This window comes from Paenibacillus sp. OK060, assembly GCF_900101205.1.
Lineage (GTDB): Bacteria > Bacillota > Bacilli > Paenibacillales > Paenibacillaceae > Paenibacillus > Paenibacillus marchantiae.
On record NZ_FNFR01000002.1, the window covers coordinates 1,144,698 to 1,158,898 of the forward strand.

11 protein-coding genes are annotated in these 14,201 nt (G+C 47.0%); 2 read left to right on the forward strand and 9 right to left on the reverse strand.

The features are described 5' to 3' along the window. Positions 1 to 58 precede the first annotated feature (58 nt). Both dapF and BLS14_RS11480 read right to left on the reverse strand, forming a co-directional pair. Entirely contained in the window at positions 59 to 892 is an 834-nt protein-coding gene (gene dapF, locus BLS14_RS11475; protein WP_072735353.1) for a diaminopimelate epimerase, read from the reverse strand. 184 nt (positions 893 to 1,076) lie between these two features. Next, positions 1,077 to 3,941, reverse strand: coding sequence for a cation-translocating P-type ATPase (locus tag BLS14_RS11480; RefSeq protein WP_090951620.1), 2,865 nt, complete (start codon positions 3,939 to 3,941; stop codon positions 1,077 to 1,079). Positions 3,942 to 4,255: 314 nt separating this feature from the next. On the opposite strand from BLS14_RS11480, the gene BLS14_RS11485 reads away from it, so the two are divergent. Then, positions 4,256 to 6,022: an Rqc2 family fibronectin-binding protein gene (locus tag BLS14_RS11485; protein WP_090951623.1), complete on the forward strand. Its 1,767-nt coding sequence runs from the start codon at positions 4,256 to 4,258 to the stop codon at positions 6,020 to 6,022. A 197-nt stretch (positions 6,023 to 6,219) separates the two neighbouring features. Continuing rightward, positions 6,220 to 6,666 carry a GNAT family N-acetyltransferase gene (locus BLS14_RS11490; protein WP_063565595.1) on the forward strand — a complete coding sequence of 149 codons (447 nt, stop codon included), beginning with the start codon at positions 6,220 to 6,222 and terminating at the stop codon, positions 6,664 to 6,666. A gap of 154 nt (positions 6,667 to 6,820) precedes the next feature. On the opposite strand, the gene BLS14_RS11495 is transcribed toward BLS14_RS11490, so the two are convergent. The 7 genes from BLS14_RS11495 to BLS14_RS11525 form a co-directional block, all read right to left on the reverse strand. Beyond that, positions 6,821 to 7,681 (reverse strand): PHP domain-containing protein, encoded by an 861-nt coding sequence (locus BLS14_RS11495; RefSeq protein ID WP_090810762.1) that lies wholly within the window; start codon positions 7,679 to 7,681, stop codon positions 6,821 to 6,823. 63 nt (positions 7,682 to 7,744) lie between these two features. Continuing rightward, the gene (locus BLS14_RS11500; protein ID WP_063565593.1) at positions 7,745 to 8,662 is read right to left on the reverse strand and encodes a selenium metabolism-associated LysR family transcriptional regulator; all 918 of its coding nucleotides are present in this window, start codon (positions 8,660 to 8,662) and stop codon (positions 7,745 to 7,747) included. Between the two features lie 131 nt (positions 8,663 to 8,793). Then, positions 8,794 to 9,231, reverse strand: coding sequence for a hypothetical protein (locus tag BLS14_RS11505; protein ID WP_063565592.1), 438 nt, complete (start codon positions 9,229 to 9,231; stop codon positions 8,794 to 8,796). Positions 9,232 to 9,448: 217 nt separating this feature from the next. Beyond that, on the reverse strand, positions 9,449 to 9,712 hold the full coding sequence (locus BLS14_RS11510) for a YlbG family protein (RefSeq protein ID WP_063565591.1): 264 nt from the start codon (positions 9,710 to 9,712) through the stop codon (positions 9,449 to 9,451). Positions 9,713 to 9,792: 80 nt separating this feature from the next. Further along, positions 9,793 to 10,230 (reverse strand): YlbF/YmcA family competence regulator, encoded by a 438-nt coding sequence (locus BLS14_RS11515; RefSeq protein WP_063565590.1) that lies wholly within the window; start codon positions 10,228 to 10,230, stop codon positions 9,793 to 9,795. Positions 10,231 to 10,371: 141 nt separating this feature from the next. Further along, a complete protein-coding gene (locus BLS14_RS11520; protein WP_063565589.1) occupies positions 10,372 to 12,282 on the reverse strand; it encodes a helicase-associated domain-containing protein in 1,911 nt (636 codons plus the stop codon). A gap of 50 nt (positions 12,283 to 12,332) precedes the next feature. Beyond that, positions 12,333 to 14,009 carry a DNA repair helicase XPB gene (locus tag BLS14_RS11525; RefSeq protein ID WP_090951626.1) on the reverse strand — a complete coding sequence of 559 codons (1,677 nt, stop codon included), beginning with the start codon at positions 14,007 to 14,009 and terminating at the stop codon, positions 12,333 to 12,335. Positions 14,010 to 14,201: the final 192 nt, after the last annotated feature.

Consider the following 14,201-nt stretch of genomic DNA (forward strand, 5'->3'; position numbering starts at 1 on the left):
GGAATTCATATAACTGCAAAAAAAGAGGCCCTAAGGCCTCCTCATTTAAACGTATTCTTTACGAAGTGACTCCCTTGAAAACAACTTCAGCAGGTCCAGTCATGTACACGTGGTTGTCGGCTTCGTTCCACTCAATATGAAGATCGCCACCCTTGAGGCTGATCACCGCTGTGCGATCCGTATGTCCGTTCAGAACGGATGATACCAGTGTTGCGCAAGCTCCGGTTCCACAGGCAAGTGTTGGTCCAGCACCGCGTTCCCACACACGCATGTCCACATAGCCGCGATCGCGAACCGTTGCGAACTCTACATTGATTTTTTTCGGGAACATGGGATGAACCTCAAGTAGTGGCCCCCATGTCGATAGATCGAAATTCACAGCATCATCCACATAGATGACTGCATGAGGATTACCCATGGAGACGGCCGTAAATTTGAAATCCTGTCCATTTACTTCGATGGAATGATCCACCACCGGATTGGCATCCACGGTCGTTGGAACCTGAAGTCCATTCAGGATAGGCTCTCCCATATCCACACGAACGGTTTGCACTTTACCATCACGAATGTTCAAGCTTACTGGTTGTACACCCGCGCCAATGGTTTCAATCGTAATCTGTTCTTGGGTCACATGACCATGATCATATACATATTTGGATACACAGCGTATGGCATTGCCACATTGCTCTGCTTCCGAGCCGTCCGAGTTCATGATGCGCATCTGAAAATCCGCCTTCTCTGAAGGCAGTATATAAACCAGGCCATCCGCACCGATACCGAAGAAACGGTTGCACCATTTTACAGCCAATTCTGCTGCATCAGCCGGAAGCTGTTGTTCTCCAAACACAACAATAAAATCGTTGCCGAGTCCGTGCATTTTTGTAAATTCCATAACCTTGCCCACTCCTTTTGGCAGTCTGCTGCCAAAGCGTTATTCTTGCTTCTCTACAGGATACCCTGGATATTCATATCCAACATTCCCAATAAAAAAAGCTATCCTGCAAAATGCCGAGGAATCTCGCCTCGAATCATTTTGAGGATAGCATAACGAAAACGATAAGCAATTGCTATTGATTTTATGCCGAAAACTTTGTACTTTTCGGTACGAAGCGGCCTGGGCCCATGCGGCGACGGTTGCGACGACCTCCCCACACGCTGCCCACTCCCATCAGGAAGGTTGGAATACCTGCGGCAACGATGGAAATGGCCCATTCACGCATACCCAGTGGTACTGTTTTGAAGATAGGCTGCAACGGCTCTACATACATGACCGCCAGCATCAGCACGATGGATGAAATAACTGCAAATACCAGGTACTTGTTCTGCAATGGATTGCGGTGGAAAATGGAGCGTGAACTACGGCAGTCAAATACATGAATGAGCTGTGCCAAAACGAGAGTAGCAAAGGCAACAGATTGAGCTTTAATGAGCTGACCCGGTTCATCTGGCGCGGCCTGTAGGGTAAGCCAGAACGCCCCGAGTGTACAAAGCCCGATCAATACACCCCGACTGACAATTTTCCAACCCAATCGTCTGGCAAAAATATTTTCCTTGGCGCCACGCGGCTTGTGTTCCATCAGATCTTTTTCCGGCTGATCCACACCAAGTGCCATCGCTGGCAATCCATCCGTCACCAGGTTGACCCACAGAATCTGGATCGGCACGAGTGGCAAAGGCAGTCCCATCATCATCGCGAAAAACATCGTTAAAATCTCGCCAACATTGGATGCTAGCAAATACCGGATAAACTTGCGGATGTTCTCATAAATATTACGCCCTTCTTCAATTGCAGCTACTATAGTAGAGAAATTATCGTCACTCAGAATTAACGCCGATGCTTCCTTCGTCACATCCGTGCCTGTTATTCCCATCGCAATACCGATGTCTGCTGCTTTAATGGCTGGTGCGTCGTTCACGCCATCTCCAGTCATCGCTACGACATGTCCTTTGCGCTGCAATGATTTTACAATCCGTAGTTTGTGCTCAGGCGATACTCGTGAGAATACGTAAATGCCCTCTACCTGTTTATCCAGCTGCTCGTCCGTCATACCCGCCAATTGCTGGCCGCTAAGTGAAGCCCCACCCCGTGGAAGAATACCTAACTGTTGGGCGATAGCCTCTGCCGTCGTACCATGATCGCCCGTAATCATAACGGTACGTATGCCTGCTCTGCGACAAGTCGCAATTGCATCCCGTGCCTCACGCCGCGGTGGATCAATCATGCCTGCAAGCCCGACAAAGACGAGCTGGCTCTCGGCAGCATGTTCATTCTCTACTTTTTCATTCGGCCGTACATCGCGGTAAGCCATCCCGAGAACCCGCAGTGCAGAACCCGCCATATTCTCGTTCGCCGCCATGACTTTCTGCCGCAGCGTTCCTGTGAAAGGTACCACATTGCCTTCCCACAAAATGTAGCTGCATTGCCCAATCAGCACATCTGGTGCACCCTTGGTGTAGACCATCCGCCCACCCTGATGGTGAACCAAGACAGACATCCGCTTCCGGTCAGAGTCAAACGGGAACTCCTGCTCACGTGCATATAACTCTTTGAGGCCAGCGGGGGTAAGTCCCATTTTGGAGGCCAGTGTTACAAGCGCCCCTTCCGTAGGGTCGCCTTTCAGCTCCCATACCACGCTGTTTTCCTTGACCGTTTCATTAACATGATCTTTCTTTGTACCTTTCTTCGCTTCTTTCTTACTATCCTTATTTGTCTCTTTACCTTTCTTTTTACTCCGCATCTCATCTCCAACACTCTCGATAATACTGGCATTATTACATAGTGCGCTGATCTGAAGCATTCTCCGCAATGTCTGGTCACTCTTCAGTTCCAAGGTACGACCATTCTCCAGCATCTGTCCTTCTGGTGCATAACCATCCCCGGTGACCTTGATGCTGCGTCCCTCCAGCCACACGTCCGTAACCGTCATCTTGTTCTGGGTCAACGTACCCGTTTTATCCGAACAGATGACCGAGGCACAACCAAGGGTTTCGACGGAGGGAAGCTTGCGCACAATCGCTTTTCGCTTGATCATACGCTGTACGCCAAGGGCTAACGCAATCGTTACAATCGCTGGCAAGCCTTCTGGTATGGCGGCCACTGCGAGGCTGACGCCTGCCAGAAACATGCCTACTGCCGGTTGTCCATGCAAAATACCTGCAACAACAACCATGACGGTTAATCCGAGCGCCACAAAAATCAAAATTTTACCCAACTGTTCCAACCTGTGTTGCAGCGGTGTTTCCTGTTCCTCCGTATTCTGGATCAAGTCGGCGATTTTGCCCATCTCGGTATCCATGCCCGTCCGGACCACAACGCCCTTGGCGGTACCACGAGTGACCATCGTTCCCATGAATCCAATGTTCTTCTGATCTCCTAGCGGCACATCCTCCGCAGCTATGGGATGGCAATGTTTGCTTACAGGAACCGATTCCCCCGTAAGTGCAGATTCCTCCACATCGAGGCTGTTCGTGGACAGCCAGCGTACATCGGCAGGTATGCGATCACCGCTCTCCACAAGCACGATATCCCCTGGCACCAAAAGTTTGGCCTCAAGATGTAATTCCTGACCTGACCTTAGCACTTTGGCCAGTGGGGCCGACAATTGTTTCAATGCACGAAGGGAACGCTCCGCCCGGAATTCCTGTACAAAACCAAGAATGGCATTAAGCACAATGATGGCAACAATCGTTACAGCATCCAAGTATTCTCCAAGCAATCCGGACACCAGTGTGGCACCCATCAACACCAGAACCATGAAATCCTTAAATTGATTAAGCAATAATGTAATTGGAGATATGCGCTTTCCTTCGCTCAGCTCATTTGAACCGGCGGCCTTCCTCTTTTCGGTTGCAGTCTCTTCGGTTAATCCTTCCTCAAGACTGACGCCAAGAGTGTTACGAAGCTCTTCAACGCTAAGTTGGTGCCACTTGGTATGTTCCATGCTTCAAAATTCCCTCCCAGTCTGTATTTCCTCTGTAAAACGTCACACATACTACACCGGCTATGCTAATCAACAGGTTGTACGCGATGCCGGACAAACTACCTGCTCTATATGTATTCGGACAGGACCCTAATTAGCACCCGATGGCGAATCCTTTCCCTGATGGGCAGAATAAGCTAAAATAAAGGTCTGTGGTTATATACACAGTGGCAATCCGATTTATTGCTATACAAACGAATACGAATCTGCAACGGGTTCTTTTTTACATATCCCGGTGTTCATTTCAGTTATAGATAGAGAGGACGTTGAAAAAAATGGCATTGGACGGCATCGTAACACGAGCTATCGTACATGAACTGCAAGGCTGCAAGGGCGGACGCATCAGCAAAATACATCAACCTAACGGCCATGATGTTGTACTGACCCTCCGTGCTCAGCGTGGAAATAGCAAATTGCTTATTTCGGCAAGCCCGACATATCCGCGTGTGCATTTTACCGAAAAAACGTTTGTTAACCCTACTGAAGCTCCCATGTTCTGCATGCTGCTGCGTAAGCACTGCGAGGGTGCGATCATTGAGGAAATTCGTCAGATTGGTATGGAGCGGATTATTCATATCGACGTGCGTCAGCGCGATGAACTGGGTGATGTTTCGGTCAAACGGATCATCATTGAACTGATGGGGCGTCACAGTAATATTGTTTTGGTCGATCCGATCACGGGGACGATTCTGGATGGGATTCATCACGTAACCCCGTCCATCAGTAGTTACCGGGTCATTATGCCTGGATTTTCGTACACCGAGCCACCAGAGCAGCATAAAAGCAATCCGCTGGAAGTGAGCAGCACTGAATTCCAAAATAGCTATACTGCTGCTGAAGAAGAGGTCTCTCGCTGGCTGGTGAATTCATTCAGCGGTCTTAGTCCGCTGATCGCAGGAGAGATTACCTCTCGGGTACCTGCTAATCAAGGTGACGATCAAGCTGCAAGTGAAGGTGTGGCTCGAATCGAAGCCGATGGGCTGTGGAATGCTTTTGAGTCCATCATGGGGCCAGTAAGAGATAATAGTTATACGCCTGTGACTGGGCTAAATGCTAAAGGCAAAATGATTTTCTCAGCCGTTCAGCTTCAGAGCATTCAGGACGCAGAGAAAACCTATGACACGATGAGCAAGTGTATGGAAGATTATTACGGAGACAAGGCCGAGCGGGATACGGTTAAGCAAAGAGTGAGCGATCTGCTACGTTTTCTGCAAAATGAGCGCAGCAAAAACATCAAAAAGCTGGACAACCTGAACAAGGATCTGCTGGAAGCCGACGATGCGGATAAATTCAGATTATGGGGTGAGCTGCTGTTTGCCTCCCTGCATCAGGTTAGTAAAGGGGACAAAAGTGTGGAGCTTGTGAACTTCTATGATGAAGATCAAGCGAACATTACCATTCAGCTTGACCCATTGCTTACACCGTCTGACAACGCACAACGTTATTTCAAACGATATAACAAATATAAGAACAGTCTGGCTGTTATTCATGAGCAGCTTGGAAAAACGAAAGACGAGATCGACTATCTCGACAATCTGCTCCAGCAACTGTCTATCGCATCCATGAACGACATCGAGGAAATTCGCGATGAGCTTGTGCAACAGGGTTATCTTCGCGACCGCAACAAAAAAGGCAAAAAGAAAAAGAAAAACGACCGCCCTACAGTGCATCAGTTTACTTCTTCAGAGGGAATTGAACTTCTCGTAGGCAAAAACAACCTGCAAAATGAGTACGTCACCAACCGTTTGGCTTCTTCCAATGACACTTGGTTGCACACCAAAGACATCCCGGGTTCACATGTCGTCATTCGCAGCACCGACTTTGGCGAAGCAACCTTGGAGGAAGCCGCACAACTCGCGGCTTACTTCAGTCAAGCCAAAGAATCCAGCAGCGTGCCGGTGGATTACACCTTTATCCGACATGTACGCAAGCCGAGTGGCTCCAAACCAGGCTTTGTCATTTATGACCACCAGAAGACCTTATTTGTGACGCCAAACGAAGAGCTGGTTAAAAGTTTGCCATCCACGATCAAAAATGGATAAGAGGCTTGCTTTTCAACCCGGTTAGGCAACGTAAAATCCCCCGGAACAAAAGACTGTTCGGGGGATTTTTTGTTTCTCAAATTACCATGGACTTAAGTTGGTGATTCAGTGTATTGTTTTATTTTGAATATAAATTCATTTTAATGTATAATAATTCAATTATTAAATCTATAAATAAATTTCTAAGGATGTGTCCCATGACGCTAAATATCAGACCAACTCACCCTAATGATGTACTACCGCTGAGTGCATTAATGCACGAGTATGTCGTCGGCTTTTATAACAACCCCTGGCCTGGTGATCAGGCAATCGAGCTTTTAATCAAAAACCTGCTTGATCAGCAGATAGGTGTTCAATTCGTTGCAGAGCAGGACGGTGAACTTATCGGATTCGCTACACTCTATTTTACCTACAGCACGATGAAGGCAAACCGCGTTGCCATTATGAATGACTTGTTTGTGACGGAAGCTTGCAGAGAAGGCGAAGCCGAGGCCAAACTGTTTGAACATTGTCAGCAGTATACACGTGAACACGGATGTGCTTACATGTCCTGGATCACAGCAGCAACCAACGAGCGGGCACAGCAGTTATTTGAACGCCTTGGAGCTGCTCGCGGCACATGGGTGAATTATTCCATCACCTAGCTTAATTATAGGCAATCAAAAAGGAGATAGAGACATGGCTAGCGATTAACGCTCACCCCATCTCTATGTCCTTTTTTTCATATTCAATTTTAGCACGATGACAACCGATCCCTTATACCCCAGTCTAATAAAACATATGAAGAAAGTTTCCCCATCAAGACTTTCCGGCTGCAGCCCGGAGTTTATCGAGCACATCAATGGTTACGGTTTTGCTACCCAGATCCCCATGAAATACTACCCCTTGCCTTACACCATGGTAATCCGAACCACCTGTTTGAATGAGCCCAAATTCCCGTGCCAACTCCGCATATCTGCGCTCCTCTTCTGGTCCATGATCCGAATGAACCACTTCAATACCGTCAGGATGGGCGTCCACCAGAATGCGACGAACCAATTCGTCGTCTCTGTATAAACCAGGATGGGCAATAACAGCAGCACCACCCGCATCTTTAATCCACTGGCATGCATCTTCCGGTGCAACTCGGGGAACCGATACATAGCCCGGTTGGCCTTCAGCCAGATAACGATTGAATGCATCCCTCATATCAGCAGCATATCCTTTTCGTACCAACACGTCTGCCATATGAGGTCTACCGATGCTTTCATCCGGCTCCAGCGGTCGGCCAAGGCCATCAATGACCTCCTGCCAGCTAATTTCGAGTCCAAGCTCCTGCAGCTTGGCAATGATCAGATGATTGCGTTCTTCTCTCGCCTCCCGAAGCCCGCGCAGTCGCTCCAGAAATTTCTCATCTTCTGTATTCACATAATACCCCAGCACATGAATATCCTTGCCGCCAGCGCGGGTACTGATCTCTACCCCTGCCACAACGTCAATTCCATACTCACGGCCAGCCCACTGTGCCTCGGCTACACCAGCTACTGTATCGTGATCTGTCAGCGCCACCGCAGACAGTCCTCTTTGTTTGGCGAGCTTCACATTCTCGGCAGGTGGCTGCATTCCGTCCGACGCTTGGCTATGCGTATGAAGATCACAACGTCCGTTAAAGTGATTCATGAACAACAGCTCCTTCTTATATCTAGTGAGTAACAGAATGGATTTTAAATTAATATGACCCTCTTATTCCGCTCGTCCTTCTGATGTTGTCTGCTCATGCTGACGCAAATAATTCAGGAACGCTACTGCTGACAAGGGAAGCAATGAAGATTTCAGATGTATAGCGTAGAATTGTCGTTTGAACTCAAGCCCACGAATATCCACGATATGAACCAGTCCAAGGGCCAGCTCATGCTGAACGGACGACGGGGATAACATGGTGATACCCACACCCGCTTCTACGGCGGATTTCACAGCACCTGTACTGCCAAGTTCCATCACCACATTCATGTCCTGTGGATCTATATTTCTCTTCTGCAACTGATCTTCCATCACCTGACGGGTACCCGAGCCTTTTTCCCGCAACACAAACGCGTAGTTCAGCACATCTTCAAGCTCTACTTCCCCACGATCTGCCAGAGCATGCCCTGCCGGAACAATCAGCTTCAATTCATCCTGCATGACCGGCTCTACAATCATATCCGGGTGGTTTACTGGCGCTTCAATCAGTCCAAAGTTAAGCTGATGTTTCAAGATATCGTCCATAATTTGCGTCGTATTCATCACTTTCATAACGATCGAGATATCCGGGTATTGGCGAGCAAAAGGACCCAGCATTCGTGGCAACACATACTCACCAATCGTCAAACTTGCCCCAAGCTGCAATCTGCCTTGCAGCATCTGTGTAAACGCGGACATCGCCTCATCTGTCTGTCTGACCAACTCTACACTGCGTTTGGCGTGAGGCAGTAATGTCCGACCTGCCTCGGATAATTCTATTTTCTTGGTGGAACGATGCAGCAACTTGGTCCCAAAATAATCCTCAAGAGATTGAATCTGCATCGTCACCGCAGGTTGTGTCATATGTAGTGCTTGCGCAGCCGCTGAAAAACTTCCCTTCTCTGCTACGGTATAAAAAATATGCAATTGATGAAAATTCATATCTTCGCCCCTCTTCTGTACGCTTTCCCCATTGTAGCCGATTTCGTGAATTCCAACAAAAAAAGCATGCAGCTTGTCTGCATGCGATGTAACCTGAATCTATCAATTCGAAAATATGGATTATTCCAAACTTACTTATGCTTGCGACTGTTCTTGACAAGAGTCATTCGTCTTGAATGTCTTAGCCAAGAATAATACGATTTTAAATCCCGCAGTTCAATCGTCTCGGACATTTTCCCCAGAAACGTAACAACAATCATCTTATGAAGCGGATTGCCAGCAATGTCATATTCCCCTTCAAGTTCGGAAAATTCAGCAACCACGACCAAATCTTCGTCGATCAGGTAAACATCCTGCTCATTACGGTAGTATGGTGTAATACGGTCCTGCTTCAGACACTCCCATAACCATGCCGCAATATGGTCATCATCATTACGTGCCGGCTCAATACGGTCTGCATACCGCATCTTGGCATGATTGGTAATGACGATGTCGGCCACTTTTTTGTCTCCAAGAGCCACGAAAAAAGGCTCGTACGTGCTCCAACGTTGCATCACCTTATCACGCATGGGAATCACTCTCCACCAGATAGGACTTTCTATCTATTTATTTACCCAATATATTACAACATAAGTCCCGCAACCTCAAGGCGTAACTTCAGATTTTTTCACAAAATCCAGTTTATGCCTAATTCAATAAAAGAGCGGCCCCGAAGGGCCCCTCTGGTTAATCGTTTCGAAATGTACAGTGGCAATAAGTTCACTGTACATTTCCAAACCATTTTTGTTATATCCCGTAAAAACTCGTTTTGTCCATCGTTTTGCTAGCATACTCTGTTTTAATCTCATTCCGGTAGGAACGTTCAACCTTGCGCACATAGGAAAGTCTGTTCACATTTTTCATCGTATCTTCAGCCCGCTCTGCATTAACATACATGACGACATAATGCATACGGCGGGAGATGTAATGAACGGTACCATACTTTTCGAGATTACGAGCCGCTTTCAAATCACTGACCCATATAATGAATCCTGTCCTTTCCGCAAACATCATTTTCCCCGCCTTTCTATAATGGAGACCGGATCCTCGGAAAGGTCCGGTCTGTCATAAATTTATGTTCTTATCAAATCTTAGCTACAACCACACTTGCCTCCGCTACCGCAGCCGCCCTTCGGATTCGGATCATTGCTCGGTACCTTGATCGTCGTTGACACGGCGAATGCAATCGTCTCCGACATCTGGAACAACATATCGTCCAATGCTTTCTCCGCCTGTTTGAAGCGGGCTACCGCCTCGAAATGTTCCAATTCAAGCTCTAGAGCCTGAACCTGATCTTTTGCGGCGTGATAGTCCGGGTGAAAATGCCCAAAACGCTGGGTTTCTTCGAATAGTTCCTTTTTGGCTTCCAGCTTGCGTATCCCCGCCTGAATTTCAGGGCTCGTCTCCACTTGCTGCTTCCAATATAAATAATCCGATACTTCGGCTGATTGGTTAATCATGTCGCCCAGTTCATATGCGCCCGTTAACACTTGGGCCATATCGACCGTGTTCATTTCCGCTACGCTCATGAAATTCATCCTATCTATATATAAAGTTCTACTTAACGTAGACTACTTCATCATATCATATCCCCGAAAAGTTAAGAAGAGTTTTTCCTGCAAATAGAAATAAAGGGAACAGGCGATCTGCTTTGACAAAGTCGATCAAGTTTATGCATGGTTCGGAATAATCAGGCGTATCTGGTTCCATTCGTTAGGTGAGAAAGTACGGCGTTCTGTGGGATCTGTACCATCCTCCGATATGGACCAGCCCGTTAGTGTCCAATCTTCATGACCTTGAATCTGATCAGGGATAACATAAACGATATGGCTGTCTAGCTTCAGACCCAGTTTTGTCTGCCATTCAATGGCTTTCGCAGCAATCTGACGAGCTGTGGATACATGATATCCTCGCCACTCGTTATGCCACATCTCAGGGATCTCTCCGTATCCGGGAAACAGACCTGACTGCTCCGTGATGGAATGATCGTGTTCATACGTGTGCAGATTGGAGTCACATTGAATGAGCCCCGCTCTTCCACGAATATAAAAGAGTTCCTTCTGCACCTCAAGTCCGACTTTGAACTCATCTGCTCCGACAATGGACTCATCTAGAATGGCTTCCGCCTCTGGCCTGTTCAACTTTTCAAGTAATTCACTTCTCGATTCATATATCCAGGTGTCCTTTTTCTTAACTTTATCCACCGATTCATCCTGATCAACGTTCTGCCTAGCATCCATGTAAAGTCTGTCTGCATCCTGTCCCCACTGCTGGATCGCTAGCTCCACATGCTCAGGCACTCCCGAGACAGCATACAGTCTAAGGAAGTTTATCATTACATCCGCTGTAAGACCGATCTCTGATGCTGCGATGATTCGTTCCTTTGTTATCCGATATATGGACATTCGATCACGACTCACAAGCTCTGCACCAATGTCCAGATTCCAGCGGACCTGTGGGGCTACATCTGGAGGAACCATAATTTCAAAGTCAGGCTGAACAAAAATCGTATTCTTTTCCGGTTTTTCTGACTCGTCATTCGCAAAGTTCAATAAAATTCTTGGATCAATCTGCCAGCGATATAAAAGCTCTCCCGCAGCTGACTCACCAACCTCACCATATCCCAAACCTGTCAGAACATCGAGCCAACCCCAGATATGTGTTAAGAAGGATAATCCTGAAGAACCTTCACTCTCTCTAATTTCAATTGCTTCTTTCAGCTCAACGTTGTCTAAAGTCCCTGCTGAAATACTCAACCATTCATTTTCCCGTGAAGCAAACATCATCAGTTGATAACGAAAATGCTGAAGTTTAGGCTCAGCTGCACCATATCGGTCCATACATACGCTATAGATTTCTCGGTGCATTGAAGACCACGACAACGTTAACCAGTGATAAAGACGGTCAGGTGACACATGCATTCGGTTATGCGCCTTTTCAATCAAACCCAGACTGAGCAGCAAATCAATAATAAGGGCCACATGGACTGGATACACATCCGCATGATCATAGTGAATACCTAGTTCGGCAAAATCTTCAGGGCCCAGAACCGTCATCCGACTTAATCGCTGCACCATTTTCTTGTGGATCGTTCCCTTACTTGTTAATAGGAGTCCTCCTTGGGCTTGACCTTCTCTTACCATCCAAGCCAGTACATGAAGAAGCTCTGCGGCAATATCCGGTTTTCCCTCTCGAACAATCGTCACTTTGTGGACTTCAATACTGGATATGGCCTTATCTTGTGTCATTTCATCCTGTATTACATTCGTCTTCAGCTGAGCGAACTGTCCAACTCGTGCTGCGTAGGCAATGGTTAACAAAGGAAGTAGTGATTCTGGTATGTAATACAAGCGTTCGCCCCAAGACTTGCGCACAGCTTTGATCCAGCCTTTATGCCGAAGCGCTATAAACGTCGTCACTGCTTCAGCTCTGCTAAGACCATCCACAGCCCACTCTGCTGATGTCAGCATGTTGGAAAAGGGTTGTCCGGCATATTTGCAAAAAATCACACCAAGTACCGTTCTTTCAACCCATGAAAGCTCTTTTAATGAATTCACATCCAGATTACCTTGTGTACGCATTGCTAATCATGCCTTTCTCTTATTTTTAAGTAGAGATGTAAACAGCATTTTCATTGCAATTCATGAACGATTTTGTACTCATATCCTTGTTCGACCAGAAACATCTGACGGCGTAATGCAAACTCCTGTTCCTTACTGTCCTCCGATACAAGGGCATAGAAATAAGCTTTATTTTCTCCGGACTTCGGCCTTAGAATCCGACCCAATCGCTGGGCTTCTTCCTGCCTTGAACCGAAACTGCCGGATATTTCAAGTGCAACAGCAGCATCCGGCAGGTCTACGGCAAAATTGGCAACCTTGGATACGACAATCGTTTTGATCTCACCACGCCGGAACGCTGCAAACCATTTCACTCGCTCTTGCTGGGACATCGTACCCGATATGAGCGGCGCTTCAATTTCCCGGGCAATGCTCTCGAGCTGATCCAGATACTGTCCGATGACAAGCGCTGGCATTCCCTCATGATGGTCCAATATCCGTCTGATCACAGCTAATTTGGCCGGATTTTCGGCTGCAAGGCGAAATTGATGCTTCACCTCTGCTTCCAAATAGTTTGATCGTAGTTCAGGAGTAAACGGAATGCGTATTTCCTGGCACTGTACATTCGCAATCCACCCTTGCTGCTCTAATTCTTTCCACGGCATGTCATATAGTTTCGGACCAATTAGCGAAAATACATCCTGTTCACAGCCATCCTCACGCACCAATGTTGCTGTCAATCCCAGTCTTCTTGTAGCCTGAATATCTGCTGTTGCTCGAAATACAGGTGCTGGAAGCAGATGGACCTCATCATAAATGATGAGTCCCCACTGGCGTTCACTTAGCAATTTGATATGAGTAAAATCAGCATCTTTCGATTTTCTATGTGTAAGAATCTGATAAGTTGCCACGGTCACAGGTTTCACCTGTTTTTTCTGACCGGAATACTCACCAATCTGTTCATTCGTTATCGTTGTTTTATCCTGTAATTCCTGAATCCATTGCCGAACGGATGTGGTGTTCGAGGTCAAAATAAGACATTCACATTGCAGACGTTCCAACACGGCCATCCCAATAACTGTTTTGCCTGCACCGCAGGGAAGAACAAGCAGGCCACTGCCTCCCATGCCTTCGCTTCCTTCAAATGCATCTACTGCATCTCGCTGGTAAGGGCGTAACCTGAATCCTTCTGAACTGTCACTTTGAGTATTCGCTTGCCATTCAAACGGCAGACTTGTTCCTTCTCGATATCCCGCATAATCCAGCACCGGATAACCCAAACGAGTTAGTTCACGCTTCAGCAATCCGCGTTGCTCAACGCCAAGTATGAGCTCATGGGGATCGACACGTTCCATCCGAAAAGCCGAGATGGTCTTCATACTGCTTAATTCATCCAGCAATCGTTCATCTTCACTCACGAGACGCATTCTCCCGTGATTTGCCTGTGGCTTCAATTGCAACTTCCCATATTGATGGATAATTCTTTGGATATCTTGAATCAGGGCGGCAGGAACATTCCAACGAGACACTGATTCCAGACTTTCTATCACTTGATCAGCACTCCAGCCGAGTGCAGCGGCATTCCACAGTGATAATGCAGTGATGCGATATGTATGAAAAGCCGCAGGTGTCTTCACCAGTTCGGCATACATCCCTAGTTGAGCTCTGGCCTGATCAAATCCAGGATGACCCACTTCAAGCAATACTGTAAAATCACGCTGGACAATGCAGGCGTCCGTTTTCTCCATTCCGCTTCCTCCCTAATTAGAAAATGAGTTATATATTTTTCCGAATAACAGGCATCACAAAAAGTCCAGTTCCGGTTTCTTCCGAAATTGAACCTGTATAATACAACAGTTCGACCTTAATTTAAGCTTTATAAAGACCTAACAAAAAAAGCACCCTGCTCATACCTTGGTATGAATAGGATGCCCAACTAT